The sequence below is a fragment of the Pseudonocardia aurantiaca genome, from assembly GCF_039526725.1.
Classification (GTDB): Bacteria; Actinomycetota; Actinomycetes; order Mycobacteriales; family Pseudonocardiaceae; genus Pseudonocardia; species Pseudonocardia aurantiaca.
The window spans coordinates 363255-381807 of record NZ_BAAAJG010000003.1 but is presented as its reverse complement, the minus strand read 5'-3'; the positions used below and the strand labels follow the sequence as shown (position 1 = coordinate 381807).

Here is an 18553-nt window from a genome sequence, read left to right as displayed (position 1 = left end):
TGCGTGCGCTACTGCCCGACGATCTGGCGCAGGTGCGCGAAGAGCTCGCCCCGGCTGCCCGAGCCCAGGCGCTGCCGCATCCGGGCCACGTGGTGCTCCACCGTCTTCGCCGAGATGAAGAGCTGCTCGCCGATCTGCTTGTAGGTGAGGCCTTCGAGCACGAGCGCAGCAACCTCGCGCTCCCGTTCGCTCAGGGGGCCGTCGGTCTCGGCGCTGCGCTCGGCGGCGGGCTCCGACTCGGGCACGGCGGGCAGGCCGCGGGGCTGCGTGTCGGTGGCGGCCTCCGGGTCGGCCTGCGCAGGGCGCACGGCGGGCCCGCTGCTCTGCAGCGCGCGGGCGCAGCCCAGCAGAGTGGTCATCGCCTTGCGGTCCCGGGTGCGGATCGCGGCCTGGCCGGCGAGCTTCCCGCCCTCCCACGCCATCCCGACGGCATGCAGGCCCCTGGCCGCCGCCTCGACTGCCGTGGCGTCGACCTCGGCGTCGAGCAGACGCACCCAGTGCGGCGCCGCCGCCGCCATGGCGGAGGCGTATCGGCTCGCGCCTGCGGCGGCCGCCAGCGCGTCCGCGTGCTGGCCGGCTTCGTCGCGGTGCTCGGCGAGGATCGCGGCCTGCAGCCCCGACCAGTGCAGCGGCGCCGCCCACAGCGCCGGGTCGCCGAGCCGGGCCAGCAATGTCGTGGCCTCGTCCAGATGCGGCTGCACCCAGCTCGACTCGCGCAGCCGGGTGGCCGCGATCGACAGCTCGCCGAGCTGCTGCAGCACGAACAGGTCCACCGGGTGCCGGACGATCGCCTCGCGCGCCCGGCCCCACGCGGGCATCAGGGCCGCGAGGTCGCCGGTGCGTCGAGCCAGCGCCACCTCGAGCGCGGCCGCGAGGAACTCGTCACGGGGCTCCAGCCGGGCCCCCGCAGGCGAGGCGGCAGCCAGCGCCGAACGCGCGCCCGGGGTCGCGCCCCGGAACAACGCGATCCAGCCGAGCAGCAGCCGGTGCCGGACGGCCGCCCCGCGCCCGCCCAGGCGCGCTCGCACCGCCCGCTCCAGCACCGACTGGGCGACGTCCAGCTCCCCGCAGTGCACGGCGACGAGCGCGGCCAGCGCGGCGGGCGTGTCGGGGAGGAGCGCCGCCCGCGGCGAGGACTCCAGCAGGGCCGCCGCTCGTGTGAGCTGCGAGAGGGCGGCCGTCGGGGAACCGGCGACCGAGTCGTACACCCCCTGCGCCATCAGCTCCTCGGCCCCCGCGAGGAGGGTCGGCGGCCGCGGCGGAGCGCCCGGTGCCGGCACCGGCCCGCGCAGCAGCTCGCGGGCCTCGTCGAGCGCACCCGTGCCGATCAGTGCGGGGACGGCGAGCACCGCCCCCGTCCCGACGGCGGGGCCCAGCGCGGATCCCATCCAGCGGTAGAGCTCGGCGCTGCGCGCGAGCAGCCCGCGGCGGGCGAGCACGGCGGCCGCCACGGTGCCGGCGCGCACGGCGTCGCGCGGCGGCACCTGCCCGGGATCGGACAACACCTGGTCGGCCTGCGCGAGGGCGAGGTCGAGGTCGTCGGCGAGCACGGCGGCTTCCGCGCGGGCGGCCGCGAGCCCGAGCGCCGGGGCGCCTGCCCGCACAGCGGCGGCGAACAGCTCGCCCGCCGGTTTGCCGGAGCCGGCGCGCAGCGCCTCCTCTGCCGCCGCCGTGAACACCGCTGCGACCCTTGCTCCGCTCGCACCGGTACCGAGCAGGCTCCTCGCCGCGGTCAGCACGTCGCCGCCGCGGTTCAGCTCCAGCTCGGCCAGCGTGCGGCGCAGCTCCAGCCGCGCCGCTTCCGGCGCGCGGGCGAGCACGCTGGCGGAAACCAACGGCACGGCGAGCCCGTCGGCGGTCAGCACACCTGCCGCGCGGGCCGCCTCCACCAGCTCGTCGAGGTCCGCCGCAGTGCCTAGTCCGAGCAGCGGGACCAGAACCTCGGCGTCCAGCGGAGCGCCGAGCGCGCGGGCCAGCAGCAGCCGGGGGACGTCCGGCCCGAGGCCGTGCACGACGTACCCGAGCTGGACGAGCAGTTCGGGCGGCGGACGGGCGACCGGGGAGGCGCGAACGCGCTCGGTTCCGGTCGCCGCGCCGAGCGCGACGAGCAGCCGGTCGACCAGCCACGGGAGGCCCGCAGCGCGGTCGAGCACGTGGTCCACGAGTTCGGCGGTGGCGCGCTCGCCGAGCATCAGCGCGGCGCGGGCGGCCACCCCGGTGCGGTCCAGCGCGTCGAGCACCACCGGCGGCCGGGTCGCCGCCAGCGCGTTGCCGAGCGCGGCGGTGCCCGTGGGGCGCGGCCACGGCCGGTGCGCGACGACGATATGGCCGCCCGCAGCCCTGGCGAGACTGGTGAGCCGCTCCAGCTCGGCGGGGGCCAGCAGGTGGGCGTCGTCGACGAGCAGCGCGGCCGACCCGAGCGCATCAGCCGGGATGTCACGCCGGACGGGCACCCCTGCCTCGGCGAACGCGGCGGCCAGCGCGTCGAGAAGGACGGTCTTGCCGTGCCCGCCGGGGCCGATGACGTCGAGCCGTGTGATCGCGCCCGACCGAGCGTCCCGGAGGAGCCGCCGGGCGATCGGGGAGCCTGCCAGCGCGTCCGGCGCCGCCCCCGCAGGCGACTGGGTTCGCGTCGACACCAGCCACCCCCAGCGTTGCGGTCTCCCCGGGACCAGAGACTACCCAGACCGCCTTGCTGCCCCGAATGGCCGATTGATCGCTGACCGTGTATGCGCGCGTCGCCCGATCGAGTGGGAGTGGCACGATACGGGCGCACGACGCGGAGGGGGGCGTGATGGACGGGCCGGTGTGGGCGATCGTCCTCGCGGGCGGCTCGGCCCGGCGGTTCGGTGCACGTCCCAAGCAGTTCGAGCTTGTGGGCAGCCTCCGGATGGTCGATCACACGGTCGCCGCGGCCCGCCGGACGTGCGACGGCGTCGCGCTCGTGCTCCCGCCCGGACACCGGTGGGACGGGGACCCCGTCGACACCCTCGCCGAGGGCGGAGACCACCAGTCGGAGTCGCTGCGAGCCGGCCTCGACACGCTCCCGGCCGACGCCGCGATCGCCGTCGTGGCCGACCCCGCCCACCCACTTGCATCCGAGGCGCTGTTCCGCGCCGTGATCGACGCGGTGCGCCGCGGCGCCGACGGCGCGGTGCCCGTGGTGCCGATCCTCGAGGTCGTCCAGCGCGTCAAGGACGGCCGGGTCGTCGATACGGTGCCCAAGAACGACCTCGTACTCACCCAGTCACCGCACGCCTTCCGGGTGGACGTGCTGCGCAAGCTGCACGCCTCCCGGCCCCGGCCCGTCGAGAACTCGAGCCTGCTGGTCGCGAACGGGTACCGGGTGGACACCGTGCCGGGTGAATCGGACAACCTGCACGTCACGACGCCGGAGGAGCTCGCCGTCGTGCGGCGGCTCACACTCGGGCGATTTGCCGATGACGCCCGCGCTCCGATACGAAATGAGCTCGACGCCGCCTTCTCCCCGATCACGCACGGTGGCGTTCCAAACACTGCGGAGGGACACGCTTCCTGATGGACTACGACACCCCGGTGGTAATCCTCTGTGGAGGACAGGGCACCCGCATCCGCGAGGTCAGCGAGCGCCTGCCGAAGGCCATGGTCGACATCGGCGGCCGGCCGATCCTCTGGCACATCATGAAGCTGTACAGCCACTACGGCTACCGCCGCTTCATCCTCTGCCTGGGCTACAAGGGCTGGGAGATCAAGCAGTTCTTCCTGGACTACCGCGCCCACATGTCGGACTTCACGCTCTCGCTCTCCGAGGGTGACCACCAGCCGCAGTTCCGCAACGGCGTGGCCGACGAGAACTGGGAGATCACCTTCGCCGAGACCGGGCTCGAGGCCGGCACCGGCGCGCGGCTGCGCCGCATTCGCGAGTACATCGACACCCCGCAGTTCATGATGACCTACGGCGACGGCGTCAGCGCCGTGGACATCGCGAACCTTGCGGAGCAGCACACCACGAGCGGCCGCCTCGGCACCGTCACCGGCGTGCACCCCACGTCCAAGTTCGGCGAGATGCGGGTCGACGCCGACGTCGTTGCCGAGTTCAACGAGAAGCCCACGCAGGTCACCGGCTGGGTGAGCGGCGGGTACTTCGTGTTCGAGCGGTCGTTCCTCGACGACTACCTCGACGACGAGGAGGACCTGTTCCTCGAGGCCGAGCCGCTGCAGAAGCTCGCCCGCGACAAGCAGCTCACCGTGAACAAGCACGAGGGCTTCTGGGCCGCGATGGACACCTACAAGGACTACCAGTACCTCAACGGGCTGTGGAGCGCGGGCAAGGCGCCCTGGAAGATCTGGGACGACGACCCACTCACCTGGTGACCCGTCCGGCGCCGATCCCGGGGTCAGCGCGGCGTGTTCGGGTCAAGGAGCTGCTGCCAGTCCGCCGGGCCGCGCAGGGACCGGCTGAGCGGGCGCCCGGCATTGAGCGCCTGCACCGCGCTGGCCACGTCGGCGTCGCCGGCCTGGTCGGCCACCGAGACGAGCAGCGGCCACGACTCGCCGCCGAGCATGCCGTTGACCTCCTCCGTGCTGTGCGCAGTCTGGAGCCGGCGGACGGCGTCGGCCGTGCTGCGGCCGAACTGCCCGTCGGCCACCACGTCGCGCTCACCTGCTGCACGCAGCAGGTGCTGCGCGGCCAGCACTGTCGGGCCGCGGTCGGCGATGCGCAGCAGCGGCCACGACGCCAGCTGCAGCGCCGAGCTCGACGCCGCCTGCCCGAGCGCGCCCGCCACCTCGCCGCGCAGGCGCGGGAGCATTCCGTAGAGGCTGTCGCCGGGACAGGCCGTGTCCTTGAAGTCGCGGTGGCCGTAGATCTCGGTCGCCCCGATGCCGTACTGCTCGCAGATGTAGGCGCACAGCTGCCGGAGCCGGTCCCACTGGCGGCCTGGCGGCGCGCCCGTCGTGTAGGTGCCCTCGTTCTCGATGCCCACGGCGACGAGGTTCTGGCCCGAGCAGTGCGCACCCTCGACCTGGCGCTTGCCTGTGCGAAGCGCCTCGAGGCTCCGGTGTCTGCCCTCCAGGACGAAGCCGCCGCGGCTGATCGTGAAGTGCTGGCCGGTGTCGATCCAGCCGCGCTTGTCCATGTGGAAGTTCTGGATCCCGCGGGCGAGGTTGTCGGCGGCCCCTCGGCTCAGATTTTTGGTGTTCGGGGTTGCCGTGTGGTGCACGATGATCTTGACTGGGCGCTGGCTCCGCACCGGGACGACGTCGCTGTTCGGGCGAGCCCCCCAGCCGGCGCAGTCGATGATCTCCGGGGAAGTGACGGCCGCGGCATCACCTGCGGTGCCTAGCAGCCCGGCGCCGGCTCCTACCAGGCCGAGACCACCGATCAGGAAACTGCGACGGGCTAGCGGGCACATCGGTGACCTCCCCAGTCGACTCATGACATCACACAAGCCTCATAGTCGTTCTCCTGCACCATGCGTTACTCAAACCCCAGCCACAACTTCGGTGCCCGAAGGTGTGTCACCCGTGCGCTGCGCGTGGGCTCGCGGTCTTGCCTCGGTTACCAGCGAGTAATATCGTTGGTTACCGACGGGTAGGACCACCGCGTGATGAGGAGCGAAGGGCCATGGGCCACTTCAGGAGCAACCTGCGTGACCTCGAGTTCAACCTCTTCGAGGTGTTCCGGGTGCAGGACCAGCTGGGCAGCGCCCCCTTCGACGGCGTCGACGCGGACACCGTGCGCGGCGTCCTCAAAGAGCTGACGAGCGTCACCACCGGCCCGCTCGCCGAAGGTTTCGCCGACGCCGACCGCAACCCGCCCGTCTTCGACCCCGCCACCCACTCCGTCACGCTCCCGCAGTCGGTCAAGGACGCCTACAAGGTGCTGTGGGACGGCGAGTGGTGGCGCCTCGGCCTGCCCACCGAGCTGGGCGGGTACGGCATCCCGCCCACCGTCCAGTGGGCCGCAGCCGAGCTGATCCTCGGCGCGAACCCGGCCGTCTTCATGTACATGGCGGGCCCCAACTTCGCCTCCGTCGTGCACCGCAACGGCACCGAGGAGCAGAAGCGCTGGGCCGAGATCATGATCGATCACGGCTGGGGCGCCACGATGGTGCTCACCGAGCCGGACGCCGGTTCGGACGTGGGCGCGGGCCGCACGAAGGCGATCCAGCAGGAGGACGGGAGCTGGCACGTCGAGGGCGTGAAGCGGTTCATCACCTCGGCCGAGCACGACCTGACCGAGAACATCATGCACCTGGTGCTGGCCCGCCCCGAAGGCCCCGGAATCGAGCCGAAGGCCGGCACGAAGGGGCTGTCGCTCTTCCTCGTGCCGAAGTTCCACTTCGACACCGAGACCGGTGAGCTCGGCGAGCGCAACGGTGCCTTCGTGACCAACGTCGAGCACAAGATGGGCTTGAAGGCCTCCACCACGTGCGAGCTGACGTTCGGCCAGCACGGCCTGCCGGCGAAGGGCTGGCTGCTCGGCGAGGTGCACGACGGCATCGCGCAGATGTTCGAGGTGATCGAGTACGCCCGCATGATGGTGGGCACGAAGGCGATCGGCACGCTGTCGGCCGGCTACCTCGCCGCGCTCGACTACGCCAAGGAGCGCGTGCAAGGCGCCGACCTGCCCAGGATGCTCGACAAGACCGCCCCGCGGGTCACGATCACCCACCACCCGGACGTCCGCCGCATCCTGATGCTGCAAAAGGCGTACGCGGAGGGCCTGCGCGCCGTCTACATCTACACGGCCACCTACCAGGACCGCATCCGGCTGGGGCAGGCTGCGGGTGAGGACGTCTCGCTCATCGAGCGGGTGAACGACCTGCTGCTGCCGATCGTCAAGGGCGTGGGTTCGGAGCGCGCCACCGAGCAACTGCTGCTCTCGCTCCAGACCCTCGGCGGCTCCGGCTACCTGCAGGACTACCCGATCGAGCAGTACATCCGCGACGCCAAGATCGACTCGCTGTACGAGGGCACCACGGCGATCCAGTCGCTCGACTTCCTGTTCCGCAAGATCGTGCGCGACAACGGGCAGGCCATCGCGCACGTCGCCGGGCAGATCCAGGAGTTCCTCGACGGCGAGTCCGGCAACGGACGGCTCAAGGAGGAGCGGGCGCTGCTCGCCACGGCCCTGACGGACGTGCAGGGCATGCTGGGAGCGCTCACGGGCTTCCTGATGGCCTCGGCCGAGGACCCGTCGAGCATCTACAAGGTCGGGCAGAACAGCGTGCGGTTGCTATTGGCCGTCGGTGACCTGCTCGTCGGATGGCTGCTGCTGCGGCAGGCCGAGGTGGCTCTGGCCGCGCTGGGCGGCGAGCCGTCGGCCAAGGACGTGGCCTTCTACGAGGGCAAGGTCGGGGTGGCGCGGTTCTTCGCGAAGACCGTGCTGCCGCAGCTCAGCGCCCAGCGCACGATCGTGGAGAACACCGACAACTCGCTGATGGAGCTGCCCGAAGCGGCGTTCTGAGCAGCGATACCAGCAAGCAGGCCTGACGGCCCTTCCGGCCCCGATGGGGTGGAAGGGCCGTCCTGGTGTCCTCAGCCGGCGATGTAGCTCTCCAGCTGCTTGCGCTCGGACTCCAGCAGGTCGATCCGGGCCTTGACCAGGTCGCCGATACTGACGATGCCGGCGAGCCGGCCCTCCACCACAACCGGCAGGTGGCGGAACCGCCGCGCAGTCATGATCGCGGCCAGGTCGGCCACCCCGTCCTCCGGCGAGCAGGTCGTGACATCGGTGGTCATGATGTCGCCGACGCTCGCCTCCAGTAATGCTGCGCCGATGCCGTTGAGCCGGCGCACGACGTCGCGCTCGGACACGATCCCGACCAGCTCCCCGTCGTCGACCACCGGCAGCGCGCCCACGTTGTGTGCTGCCAGCTCAGCGATCATCTGCGTGACGCGGGCGGTAGAGGCCACCGTCGCCACATCAGTTCCCTTGTTACGCAGAACGTCTGCGATGCGCATCTCCGTACCCCCGATCCCACGTGGCGGACGGGATCAAGGGTACGAAGTGTGACGGGGATCGCGAAAGGGCTGGCTTTCCTCGGTTACCCGCAGACCACCCGCGGGATCGGGTTGTAGCGGGTCGTAATCGTCTCGCTGCGGGTCTCGCCGGTGCTGACGTCACGGAGGGTCCGGGTATCGGTGATCGTGAAGCCGGGTCCCCCGTTGCTCGGATTGCACGGCTGGCCCGGTGGGATGGTCACCGTCTTGGGCTGCGTCGGGTTGGTGCGCGGGCCGAAAGCGCCGGTGACCTCGAACTGCCGCTGCCCGTAGATCGACACCGTCACCGACGTGGGGGTCCACGCGGTGCGGATGAGCACCGGGGTGGGGTTGTCGTTGCGCCAGCGGTTGTCGATGGCGCCTGTGGCGATCGTCGCCTCGCGCCCGGCCGGGTAGCGGCTGATGTAGAAGCTGTGGGCCTTGTGCTCGATGAGCGTCATGCCCGCGTGGTAGGCGGCGTTGTAGAGCGTGGTGGACACCTGCGAGGCCCCGCCCGCGATGCCGCGGGAGGGCTGGCCGTTGTCGATCACCCCCGCCTCGACGTACCCGTTCGCCGCGGTGCGCGGACCGGTTGCGGCATCCAGGCTGAACGTCTCGCCCGGCTGCACGACGACGCCGTTGATCAGCTCGGCGGCCCGGCGGATGTTCACGCCCGAGTCGCGGGCGAAGCCGCCGGTGGTGAACTCACCGATGACCGTCGGGTTGCCCAGCGCCTCCATGTCCTGGGTGGTGACCTCGGCGGGCTGATCGGCGTACACCGCTGTGATCTCGCGCGGCCCGGTGCCGGTGAGCACCGTGAGCAGCTGGGCCAGGGTGACCTGGTAGTCCACACCGCGCCCGTCCTGGGAGGGCACGATCACCGGGCTGCCCCCCGAGAAGTCCAGGGTGGCGTCCCGGCCGGGCCGCTCCGACGGAGCCATCTGCGGCGCGAGCGCATCCTGCACGGCCTGCTGGTTGAGCTCGGGCACCAGGCCGCCGTTCTCGGCGCGGAAGAGCAGCGCGGTGGCGGTGACCTCGGGGCTGATGACTCCCTGCACGCCGTTCTCGCCGATGACGGTCACGGGTGCGGCGACCGCGGGACGAGCCACCTCCTCGATCGCGGTGGCGACGTCCTCGGGTGTGGTGGTTGGCGGCAGCTCGTTGAGCGGCAGCGCCACGACGCCCCCCTTCGCCCAGTCCCGTTGCAGCACCTGGGCGGCCGCGGCCACGTCGAGCTGCTGCCCAGGAACCGGGTCGACCGGCTGCGGATCGGTGCCCTCGAACTTCACGGAGCCTTCGACGGGCTCGCGGTCGACGACCGGCGCGAGCTCCTCCAGCGCGGAGTCCAGCGCGGTCTGGTCCGCCGTCGTCACCACCGCGACGGGCCGTTCGGTGAAGAACGACGTGAGCCGGGTGATCGGGTTGTAGGGCTGGGCTCCGGCCGCGGTCATAGTCCCTGGCCAGTCGACCGCGAGCCCGGACGCCACCGGGTCGATCTCGCTCGTGGCCTCCCCGACGCTCACCGGGATCGGCTGGGTGATGCGCGGCTGGATCTCCGCGCGCAGCTGCTGCTCGGCCTCACCGAGCGGGAGCCCGCCGACGGCGATGCCCGCGACCGTCACCCCGCGCGGCACCGATCCCGACCCGAGCAGGACGTCGCCCGCGTAGAGCAGCGCGAGTGCGCCCACGACCGCCGATGTGATCACGAGGACCCTGCGCCCGCGCCTGCGCGGCCGCGGCTCGTCGGTGTCCTCGTCGTTCGGGCCGGGGACGTTCGGGGGCGGGGGAACCGGCGGCGCCGACGGGGCCACCCGCGTGACCGGGATGACCTCGGTGGCCGGCTCCGGCGCCCTCGGCGTGGGGCGGGGCGCGACTGCCAGCGGGGCAGGCATGCGGGGGAGCACCTCGGTGACTTCGGCGTCCACCGGTGTGAACCACGAGCGGGTGGGCGCGGCAGGCGCCGCAGCCGCCGGGCGCCGCACCGCCGTGGTGGGCGAGTCGCCTCCTGCCCACTGCACGGTGGTGGGCTGCTCGGCCGGGGTGCGCACTGTGGGGCTCTCGTCCCCGGCGGGGGTGCGCACGGTCGACCGCTCGGCCGACGACTCCGGGTGAGCCGGAGGACGCGGCGACGGGCGCGGGGCGGCCGGCGGCCGCGATGCGCCGGACGGCCGGGGCGACGGCGACGGAAGCGCGCCTCCCGAACCGCCCGCAGAGCCGTTGGCCGGCCCGTTCGCCTGCCCGTTGGCTGGGCCGTTCACCTGGGCTGGGCCGTTCACCTGGGCTGGGCCGTTCACCTGGGCTGGGCCGTTCACCTGGGCTGGGCCGTTCACCTGGGCTGGGCCGTTCACCTGGGCTGGGCCGTTCACCTGGGCTGGGCCGTTCACCTGCGGGCTCGCGGCGCCGTTCACCGGGGTGCCGGGCGAGCCGTTCGGCGCATCACCGGTCGGGCGCGAACCCCCCGCCCCCGGCGCCGCCTGCCCGCCGTTCTGCCCAGCGACGTGCGCCGTGGTCATCGTGGTGCTGTCGGCGGCGCTCCCGCTCCCCCCGGAACTTTCGGTCGCAGTCACGCCGTTCCCCCCGGCGTCGCCGCGAGCCTGCGGTGTGTCCCCGGTACGTTCCGAGGACCCCACCTCGCCCGAGGTGGTGGCCTCCGCGGGCGCAGCCGGCTTCGCGTTCCCCCCGGCCCGGGTGCCCTGGTCGGCGCCCATACCGTTTCCGTTCTCCGTCGCGTCCGCTTCCGGACGCGACGTCACCTCGCCGGGCGTGGACTGCCGCTCGGGCATGAACTCTGATTCCCCTCACCATCGGACCGGGCCTTGACGCAGGCCCGGTTCGTCACAGGTACAACCCCGTGCCATGCTCGGTGCGCTCGGCGGCCACCGCGTGCAGCTCGCGTTCGCGGAGCACGAGGTAGGTCGACCCCTGTACGTCGACCTCGTACTGGTCGTCCCGCGCGAACAGCACCCGATCCCCCACTTTCACGGTGCGTACATGGGCACCGACGCCGAACACCTCTCCCCAAACCAGACGTTTGGCGACCTCGGCGGTTGCGGGGATGACGATTCCCGCGCCGCTGCGGCGCTCGCCACTCGTCTCCGGCCTCACCATCACCCGGTCGTGCAGCATCTGGATCTCGAGCTTGGGGTCCTGCACCGGCCCGATGCTACGAGCCCGGTCTGCAGCGACCCTGACCGGGCCGGAAACGGAAGAGCCCCGCGATGCTGTCAGGTCGGGGGTCCGACAGCACCGCGGGGCTGTACATGGAATCGGACAGCGGAGGCGGTCTGTTACCTCTCAACGTCTTCGGGCCGTCTTTCACTCGTTCGGCCTAGTATCAGGGATTCGTCACGGCTGGCTGAGCAGATAGCGCCCGAAATGGGGCACGGTGAACGCGATCTGGCCCCGCTGCGCCGAGAAGACGAGACCCTTCTTCAGAAGGTTGTCGCGAGCTGGGGAAAGCGAGGACGCCTTGCGAGCGAGGTGCTCCGCGATGCCCGAGGTGCCCACCGGCTCGTCGCGCCCCTCCGTCAGCTCAGCCATCGCACGCAGGTACTCGCGCTCTGCCGGCGTGGCCCGCTCGAAGCGGGACCCGAAGAAGCCGACGGCCAGCTCGGCCTCCGCCTCGGGTGCCGCGAGCTTCACGTCCGGTGCGCCGATGGGGTTGCGCGGCGCCGCGTCCCACGCCGCCTTCCCGTAGGCCTGCACGAAGTAGGGATAGCCGCCGGACGCCTCGTAGAGCGCGTCGAGCGCATCCGCGTCGAACGAGGCGTCCTCGCGCTCGGCCGGGGCGAGCAGCGCGAAGTCGGCGTCGGCGCGGTCGAGCTGCCCGATGCGCGCGTACTTGAACAGCCGTTCGGAGTACGACTTGGACGCCGAGAGCACGGCGGGCAGGTGCGGCAGACCGGCCCCGACCACCACGAGCGGGGCCCGCGACTGGGAAAGCTCGTGGCAGGCCGCACAGAGCGCGGAGACATCGTCGGGCTCGAGATCCTGCATCTCGTCGATGAGCAGGGCCACCCCCGTCTCCAGGTCGGCCGCCAGATCCGCCACCACGGTGAACAGCTCGACGAGGTCGATCTCGATGTCGCCGGAGTCGGCCCGTCCGTTCCGCACCGGCACGTCGATCCCCGGCTGCCACCGCTCGCGCAGCTTCGCCCCGTCCGGCGCGGACCGCATCGCGAACGCCTTGAGCACGCCGAGCACCTCGTCCACCCGCTCGGGCTCGGGGTGGCGCACCGCGAGATCGCGGATGGCGCGGTGCAGGGCGGCGGAGAGCGGGCGCCGCAGGTCGGCGTCCGGGCGGGCCTCGATCTTGCCAGCACCCCAGCCCGCGCGCAGCGCCATCGAGCGCAGCTCGCCGAGCAGCACGGTCTTGCCGACACCGCGCAGGCCGGTCAGCACGAGGCTGCGCTCCGGCCGCCCGCGGGCCACCCGCTCCAGCACGATCTCGAACGCGTCGAGCTCACGATCGCGGCCGGCCAGCTCGGGAGGCCGCTGACCGGCTCCGGGAGCGAACGGGTTGCGCACGGGATCCACGCATCGGACGGTATCGGCACATCTTGTGCAGACCGTAGAAGCGACTAGCGAAGGCGATGGCGTGTCGTCGATCGGGTTGTGTAGCGCTTTCTCGGAAGCTTTCTAGAAATCGCTAGAGGAGCCGATTCAGGCACGCCGGGTGGCCGCATCCGCGAAGCAGAAGACACCGAAGGCCGCAAAACCCACCGCCACGACCACAAGCAGCCCCGCGCCCAGTGGCGTGGCGCCGAGGGCGCGGAGCGCGGCATCCAGCCCGCCTGCGCGAGCGGGGTCGGCGAACAGGGCCGCCGTGCCGGCGAGCAAACCCACCACCGCGAGCGCCAGGGCCCTGGCGAGGTGGCCGATCGCCCCCGCGAGCTCGATCGCCCGGCGGGCCGTGGGGGAGAGGTCGCGGACGTCCAGGTCGCCCATGAACGTGCGGCGCACACCGGTGTAGGTCATCGCCCCGGCGAGCACGAGGATCAGCCCCGCGACGAGCCCGAACAGCACCCGCCCGGCCGGCAGGTCCAACACATTCGCCGCCAGGTCCTGGGCCGTCGCGTCGCCACCCCCGCGGACACCCGTCAGGTAGTTGACGACCACCACCGCGAGCGCGGTCATCGCGATGGACTTCGCCACGGCGCCGACCCGCTTGCGGACACGCTCGCCGTCCCGGACCCAGCGGAAGCCGATCGCGGCGGCGGTCACCTGCCACAGCGCGAACGCCACCAGCCCGATCGCCGCCAGCACCAGCGCCAGCACACCCACAGGGGTGCGCGCGATCGTGCCGACAGCCCCGCCGGCGTCGGCGGGCGCGTTCGGAACACCGAACGCGACCTGCAGCGCGAGCCACGCGACGAGCACGTGCACGATCCCGTAGCCGACGAGCCCGATCCGGCCGAGCAGGTCGACGACCCGGCCAGGAGCGTCGGAGCGGCCCTCACGCACGAGGTTGTGAAGGGGAGCGAGGCGTTGGGCCATGCGGAGATCTACCCAGCGGAAGCTGATCGCACTCTCTTGCGGTGTCTATGAGAATCACGAGACCGCCCGATAGGCCCCGATCTGGTTTCCTTCTCCTCGTGAGCGAGACGGCGGGACACACCGGCGGCCCCGAGATCGTGACGGAGGGCACCGGCTGGCACGAGCAGCCGGGCGACCGTGCGGAGCTGGACGTCGCCTTCAGCGCGGTGGCCCGCACCCGTTCCGACGCCGTCCGCGACCTCGGCCAAAAAGTGGCCGCCGCCGCCCCGGCGCTCGAGCTGCCCGGGCTCGTGGTGCGCAGCAGGCGGCTGTGGGTGCACAACGAGTGGCGCGGCAAGCGGATCGTCGGGTGCCGGGCCGGGGAGCAGTTCGAGCTGGTGATCACCGACGTCTCGGTGCTCGAGCCGGCGCTGTCGGCCCTCGTCGGCGCCGAGCCGACCGACCTGCAGGGTCCGCGCTGGGTGCTCACCGACCCCGCGGCGGCTCAGCGGGAGGCTCAGCGCAACGCGGTGGCCGACGCCCGGGCCCGCGCCGAGGGATACGCGGAGGCCCTGGGCGGCACGCTCGGACCGCTGCTTCGGCTCTCCGAGGCACCTGAGCACGGCGTCCCGATGGCGTACCGGGCCCGGATGGCGGCCGGCGCCGAGTCGGCCGCCCCGGACGTGCACGACCTCGGGCTGGAGCCGGAGCCGGTGCGGGTCACGGCCCGCTGCACGACGACCTGGTCGCTACGCGCCTGACCTGCAACGCCTGGCCTGCAACGCCTGACCTACGAGCTCGCTGAGCGCGGCTCGCCGGGCACCACGGTGCCCTCGATCACCAGGTGGCCCTGAGGGCGCGGCCTTCCGGCCCGCGGGTGCTCGACGACATCCCCCTCGACCACCGGGCCCCGCTCCCGGATGCGCGCGGTGCGCAGCTCGGGGGAGCGTGCCTCCGCGGCGCGCACGAGCCTGCGCCGCACCAGCCCACGGGTGGGCGGGAGCAGGAGCAGCAGCCCGGCCACGTCGGTGACGAGGCCAGGGACGAACAGCAGCACGCCGCCTGCGGCGACGAGCATCCCGTCGGTGACCTCCGCGGTGGGCACGCGACGGTTGGCGACCGCGTCGCCGAGCGCCTGCGCGGCGCGCACCCCCTCCCGGCGGGCCAGCCACAGGCCGAGCACGGAACCGGCCAGCAACACCAGCAGCGTCCAGCCCAGCCCGATCACGGAACCGAGCGCGACGAGCGCGACGATCTCCACCACGAGGTACAGGAGCACGAACGGCATGCCCCTCTAACGCACGAGCGGGCTCCTGTGCTCCCGATCTGCGGGTTACGGATCGGTCACCCGTCGATGGGCTGCCCGAGCGCGAACACGTTGGCCGGATCGTGCCGCCGTTTGACGGCCAGCAGCCGCTCGAGATCGGCCGGGCTCCACAGGCCGCGAATGCGCTCTGCGGTGGCCGCGCCGAGGAAGTTGAGCAGTGCGCCGCCGGTGGACCACGGAGCGAGCCGGTCCACGACCGCGGACGCGGGCCCGTCCTCGGGAGCGACGGCGAGCAGCGAGTACGCCGCGTCCCGGCCGGCCACGGCGTTCGGCACCGCGGGCGGGCGGGCGAGCGCGCCGCCGAGCTGCCGGATCTCGACCATCACCAGCGACGGCGCGTCGAGGTCCGGGCCGGCCGCGGCCAGCAGCGCATCCACGGCCTCGGCGGGGAGCCCGGTGAGGGTGGCGCCGCGCTCCCGGACGGGCATCGGCTCGGTGGGGTCCATGTGGACGGCGTCGAGCGCGGCCGCCGGCATGTCCGCCAGCACGTCGAGCAGGGCGGGCGCTACGGCCCGCATCGGTGCGGCGAGCGCAGCGCCCTCGGCTGCCGGGCCGAGGTGGGCGATCCGCAGGTGCACGACGAACCGGCCGCGCAGCGGCTCCGGCACCTCGGGGAGCGGGGGCAACCGCAGCAGTGCAATCGACGTGGTGGTCTCGTCGGAAAGCGTCGGGGCCCACTCCCGGTAGGCGTGCAGTACGTCGGCAGCTACCTCGGCCGGGAAGAAGACCCCGCCGCCGTACAGCCGTGCGACCGGTACCAGCCCGAACTCCAGCTCGGTGACGATCCCGAAGTTGCCCTTGCCGCCGCGCACGGCCCAGAAGAGCTCCGGCTCCCGATCCACATCGACCTCGCGCACCGCGCCCTCGAACGTCACGAGCCGCAACCGCCGGACATGGTCGGCGGCGAACCCGTAGCGCCTGCCCAGCGGGCCCAGCCCGCCGCCGAGTGTGTAACCGACGACCCCGACCTGAGACGACGAGCCGGCCAGTGGCATCAGCCCGTGCGGCGCGGCCGCCGCGATCACCTGGGCGCCGCTCGCGCCCGCGCCGACCCTGGCGGCGCGGGCCACCGGATCGACCTCGACGCCCGCCATTCTTTTCGTCGTGACGAGAACTGCGCCGGCCAGCGAGGATGTGAGCCCGTGGCCGGTTGCCTGCACAGCCACCCGGTGTCCGCGCATGGCGGCCCACCCGACCGCGGCCGAGACGTCCTCAGCGCAGGTGGCCCCGACGGCCACCACCGGCCGCGGGGTGCGGGCACGGTTGAACGGCGCGACCTCGGCGGCGAGGGACGGGTCGCCTGCCCGCAGCAGCGGTCCGGTGACCCGCCCCTCCAGATCGGCTCCGACATCGGTCGTCGAGCTGGTCATCCCTGGTCCCCCCTCGGCGCGACCCGGGTCGGGTCGCGTGCGGGAGCACCATCAGGCACGCCGCTTGCAGAAGCCTTGAAAGCCCGGGCCGGCTGGGACACGCCCTGGCTACCAGGTCAGCGCGAGCCCTGGCTCCGTGAGCAGCGCGCCGACGTCGGCAAGGAACCGCGAGCCCTGCTCGCCGTCCACCAGCCGGTGGTCGAACGACAGGGCCAGCTGGCACACCGTGCGCACGGCCAGCTCGCCGTCCACCACCCACGGCGTCGGCTTGATCGCGCCGACGGCGAGGATCGCGGCCTCTCCCGGGTTGAGGATCGGAGTGCCCGTGTCCACACCGAACACACCGACGTTCGTGATCGTGAACGTGCCTCCCACCAGGTCGGCGGGCGCCGTCCTGCCCGCCCGCGCCGTGGCGGTGAGCTCTCCGAGGGCGCCCGCGAGCTCCCGCAACGTCAGCGTGTCGGCGTCGCGGACCTTCGGCACGATCAGCCCGCGGGGGGTCGCAGCGGCGATCCCGAGCTGCATCCGGTCGAAGTAGACGATCTCACCAGCCGCCTCGTCCCAGTGCGCGTTGACCTCGGGGGTGCGCCGCGCCGCGAGGCACACGGCCTTCGCGACGAACGCCAGCGGCGTGAGCTTGACCTCGGCGTACTCGCGGGTCGCGCGCAGCCGGTCGCGCAGCTCCATCGTCGCCGTGACGTCGACGGCCAGGAACTCCGTGACGTGCGGCGCGGTGAACGCGCTGCTCACCATCGCTGCCGCGGTGGCCTTGCGCACCCCGCGGATCGGCTCCCGGCGCACCCCGCCCACCGCGGGCGCGGGGGCGGACGGCGCGGCGACGGTCGCCTCGACGTCCTCGCGGGTGATCACCCCGCCGGCGCCGGACCCGGTGAGCGACCGCAGGTCGACGCCGAGGTCCTTGGCCAGCTTGCGCACGGGCGGCTTCGCGAGGGGCACGACCCCGCCGCCGGGCGCGGCAAACGTGACCGGCTCCGGCTCAGGGACGGGCGCCGGGGACGGCCCGGGGGCCGGAGCCGCCGCGACCGTCGCGGCCGCCGTCGACCGGCGGGGACGGCGGGTGGCCGATCCGGGGCGCGGTCCGTAGCCGACCAGCGTGGCGATGCGCCCGTCTTTGCCGGCCTCGCCGATCTTCGGTCCGTCCTCCGCGCCCGGCGCGGGGGCAGCTGGCGCCCCCGCCTCGGCCGTCTCGATCGCGATGATCGGGCTGCCGACCGCGACCGTCTCTCCCGGCTGTACGAGCAGTTCGCCCACCGTGCCCGCGTACGGGCACGGCAGCTCCACCGCGGCCTTCGCCGTCTCGATCTCGCAGATCACCTGGTTGACGGTGACCGTGTCGCCTGCGGCGACGTGCCAGGTGACGACCTCGGCCTCGGTCAGCCCCTCGCCGACGTCGGGCATGTTGAACTCGCGGCGCATTCGCGTCACCAGGCCAGCGAGCGGTCGACGGCGTCGAGCACCCGGTCGAGATCGGGCAGGTAGTCGTCCTCGCAGCGCGACGGCGGGTACGGCGTGTCGAAGCCCGTGACCCGCAGGACCGGTGCCTCCAGCGAGTGGAACGCCTCCGACTGCACCCGCGCGGCCACCTCCGAGGTGATCGAGGACTCCGACGGCGCCTCGGACACCACCACGAGGTGCCCCGTGCGCCGCACGGACTCGACGACCGGCCCGAGGTCGAGCGGCGAGAGCGTGCGCAGGTCGATCACCTCGATGTCCTGGCCGTCCGCCTCGGCAGCCGCGGCGGCCTCCAGGCAGGTCTTGAGCATCGGTCCGTAGCTCGCGAGCGTCAGCGTGCTTCCGGTACGCACGACCTGCGAGCTGAACAGCGGTACCGGGGTGGCGTCGGTGTCGACCTCCGCCTTCTCCCAGTAGCGCCGCTTGGGCTCGAAGAAGATCACCGGGTCGTCGGAGCTGATGGCCTGCTGGATCATCCAGTACGCGTCCACCGGGTTCGAGCAGGCCACGACCTTCAGCCCGGCGACGTGCGCGAACAGCGACTCCGGCGACTCGCTGTGGTGCTCGACGGCCCCGATGCCCCCGCCGAACGGGATGCGCACCACGACCGGCATCCGCACCGTGCCCTGCGACCGGTAGTGCAGCTTGGCCAGCTGGGAGACGATCTGGTCGTACCCGGGGAAGACGAACCCGTCGAACTGGATCTCGCACACCGGGCGGAAGCCGCGGATGGCGAGGCCGACGGCGGTGCCGATGATCCCCGACTCGGCGAGCGGGGTGTCGAGCACCCGCTGCTCACCGAAGTCCTTCTGCAGCCCGTCGGTGACACGGAAGACCCCGCCGAGCTTGCCGACGTCCTCCCCCATCACGAGGACCTTCGGGTCACGCTCCATCGCGGCGCGGAGCCCGTCGTTGAGCGCCTTGGAGAGAGTCATCTGAGGCA

Annotated in this window: 16 protein-coding genes; 5 read left to right on the top strand and 11 right to left on the bottom strand. The window is 72.7% G+C overall.

Translation table 11 applies throughout. The annotated features are described in order from the left end of the window. Positions 1–8 precede the first annotated feature (8 nt). On the bottom strand, positions 9–2639 hold the full coding sequence (locus tag ABD143_RS06375; protein ID WP_343972546.1) for a LuxR C-terminal-related transcriptional regulator: 2631 nt from the start codon (positions 2637–2639) through the stop codon (positions 9–11). 155 nt (positions 2640–2794) lie between these two features. Between ABD143_RS06375 and ABD143_RS06370 the strand changes: the two genes are divergently transcribed. After that, positions 2795–3538 (top strand): 2-C-methyl-D-erythritol 4-phosphate cytidylyltransferase, encoded by a 744-nt coding sequence (locus ABD143_RS06370; RefSeq protein ID WP_343973398.1) that lies wholly within the window; start codon positions 2795–2797, stop codon positions 3536–3538. Next, positions 3538–4353, top strand: a complete 816-nt coding sequence (locus ABD143_RS06365; protein WP_343972543.1) for a glucose-1-phosphate cytidylyltransferase — start codon at positions 3538–3540, stop codon at positions 4351–4353. Before ABD143_RS06370 ends, ABD143_RS06365 begins: the two co-directional genes overlap by 1 nt. Positions 4354–4376: 23 nt before the next feature. Here ABD143_RS06365 and ABD143_RS06360 read toward each other — a convergent pair whose 3' ends face one another. Then, positions 4377–5393 (bottom strand): peptidoglycan recognition protein family protein, encoded by a 1017-nt coding sequence (locus ABD143_RS06360; RefSeq protein WP_343972540.1) that lies wholly within the window; start codon positions 5391–5393, stop codon positions 4377–4379. 212 nt (positions 5394–5605) lie between these two features. Here ABD143_RS06360 and ABD143_RS06355 point away from each other — a divergent pair, with 212 nt between their 5' ends. Then, the gene (locus ABD143_RS06355) at positions 5606–7450 is read left to right on the top strand and encodes an acyl-CoA dehydrogenase (RefSeq protein WP_343972537.1); all 1845 of its coding nucleotides are present in this window, start codon (positions 5606–5608) and stop codon (positions 7448–7450) included. A 71-nt stretch (positions 7451–7521) separates the two neighbouring features. On the opposite strand, the gene ABD143_RS06350 is transcribed toward ABD143_RS06355, so the two are convergent. Together ABD143_RS06350 and ABD143_RS06345 are read right to left on the bottom strand one after the other, a co-directional pair. Then, complete coding sequence (locus tag ABD143_RS06350) at positions 7522–7947, bottom strand: CBS domain-containing protein (protein WP_343972534.1); 426 nt, start codon at positions 7945–7947, stop codon at positions 7522–7524. Between the two features lie 83 nt (positions 7948–8030). Beyond that, positions 8031–9890: a VanW family protein gene (locus ABD143_RS06345; RefSeq protein WP_343972531.1), complete on the bottom strand. Its 1860-nt coding sequence runs from the start codon at positions 9888–9890 to the stop codon at positions 8031–8033. Between ABD143_RS06345 and ABD143_RS06340 the strand changes: the two genes are divergently transcribed. After that, positions 9874–10077, top strand: a complete 204-nt coding sequence (locus tag ABD143_RS06340) for a hypothetical protein (protein ID WP_343972528.1) — start codon at positions 9874–9876, stop codon at positions 10075–10077. The two genes, ABD143_RS06345 and ABD143_RS06340, sit on opposite strands and share 17 nt — an antisense overlap. Positions 10078–10800: 723 nt before the next feature. Here the strand turns inward: ABD143_RS06340 and ABD143_RS06335 are convergent. From ABD143_RS06335 to ABD143_RS06325, 3 genes are all read right to left on the bottom strand, one after another. Beyond that, positions 10801–11118, bottom strand: a complete 318-nt coding sequence (locus tag ABD143_RS06335) for a GroES family chaperonin (protein WP_343972525.1) — start codon at positions 11116–11118, stop codon at positions 10801–10803. A 192-nt stretch (positions 11119–11310) separates the two neighbouring features. After that, positions 11311–12501, bottom strand: a complete 1191-nt coding sequence (locus tag ABD143_RS06330) for an AAA family ATPase (protein WP_343972522.1) — start codon at positions 12499–12501, stop codon at positions 11311–11313. Positions 12502–12627: 126 nt separating this feature from the next. Beyond that, entirely contained in the window at positions 12628–13461 is an 834-nt protein-coding gene (locus tag ABD143_RS06325; RefSeq protein ID WP_343972519.1) for a DUF1206 domain-containing protein, read from the bottom strand. Between the two features lie 98 nt (positions 13462–13559). Between ABD143_RS06325 and ABD143_RS06320 the strand changes: the two genes are divergently transcribed. Beyond that, positions 13560–14201: an SIMPL domain-containing protein gene (locus ABD143_RS06320; RefSeq protein WP_343972516.1), complete on the top strand. Its 642-nt coding sequence runs from the start codon at positions 13560–13562 to the stop codon at positions 14199–14201. Positions 14202–14230: 29 nt separating this feature from the next. On the opposite strand, the gene ABD143_RS06315 is transcribed toward ABD143_RS06320, so the two are convergent. From ABD143_RS06315 to ABD143_RS06300, 4 genes are all read right to left on the bottom strand, one after another. Continuing rightward, entirely contained in the window at positions 14231–14728 is a 498-nt protein-coding gene (locus tag ABD143_RS06315; RefSeq protein WP_343972513.1) for an FxsA family protein, read from the bottom strand. A 56-nt stretch (positions 14729–14784) separates the two neighbouring features. Next, positions 14785–16137 carry an FAD-binding oxidoreductase gene (locus tag ABD143_RS06310; protein ID WP_343972511.1) on the bottom strand — a complete coding sequence of 451 codons (1353 nt, stop codon included), beginning with the start codon at positions 16135–16137 and terminating at the stop codon, positions 14785–14787. Positions 16138–16245: 108 nt separating this feature from the next. Further along, positions 16246–17574, bottom strand: coding sequence for a dihydrolipoamide acetyltransferase family protein (locus tag ABD143_RS06305; protein WP_343973395.1), 1329 nt, complete (start codon positions 17572–17574; stop codon positions 16246–16248). 5 nt (positions 17575–17579) lie between these two features. Further along, positions 17580–18545 carry an alpha-ketoacid dehydrogenase subunit beta gene (locus ABD143_RS06300; RefSeq protein ID WP_343972508.1) on the bottom strand — a complete coding sequence of 322 codons (966 nt, stop codon included), beginning with the start codon at positions 18543–18545 and terminating at the stop codon, positions 17580–17582. Positions 18546–18553 lie beyond the last annotated feature (8 nt).

What these genes read in the sequence shown, in the direction of transcription:
- ABD143_RS06350 (WP_343972534.1), bottom strand. Translation starts at nt 7,947, where the DNA reads ATGCGCATCGCAGACGTTCTGCGTAACAAGGGAACTGATGTGGCGACG.
- ABD143_RS06355 (WP_343972537.1), top strand. Translation starts at nt 5,606, where the DNA reads ATGGGCCACTTCAGGAGCAACCTGCGTGACCTCGAGTTCAACCTCTTC.
- ABD143_RS06305 (WP_343973395.1), bottom strand. Translation starts at nt 17,574, where the DNA reads ATGCGCCGCGAGTTCAACATGCCCGACGTCGGCGAGGGGCTGACCGAG.
- ABD143_RS06370 (WP_343973398.1), top strand. Translation starts at nt 2,795, where the DNA reads ATGGACGGGCCGGTGTGGGCGATCGTCCTCGCGGGCGGCTCGGCCCGG.
- ABD143_RS06325 (WP_343972519.1), bottom strand. Translation starts at nt 13,461, where the DNA reads ATGGCCCAACGCCTCGCTCCCCTTCACAACCTCGTGCGTGAGGGCCGC.
- ABD143_RS06310 (WP_343972511.1), bottom strand. Translation starts at nt 16,137, where the DNA reads ATGACCAGCTCGACGACCGATGTCGGAGCCGATCTGGAGGGGCGGGTC.
- ABD143_RS06300 (WP_343972508.1), bottom strand. Translation starts at nt 18,545, where the DNA reads ATGACTCTCTCCAAGGCGCTCAACGACGGGCTCCGCGCCGCGATGGAG.
- ABD143_RS06360 (WP_343972540.1), bottom strand. Translation starts at nt 5,393, where the DNA reads ATGTGCCCGCTAGCCCGTCGCAGTTTCCTGATCGGTGGTCTCGGCCTG.
- ABD143_RS06365 (WP_343972543.1), top strand. Translation starts at nt 3,538, where the DNA reads ATGGACTACGACACCCCGGTGGTAATCCTCTGTGGAGGACAGGGCACC.
- ABD143_RS06315 (WP_343972513.1), bottom strand. Translation starts at nt 14,728, where the DNA reads ATGCCGTTCGTGCTCCTGTACCTCGTGGTGGAGATCGTCGCGCTCGTC.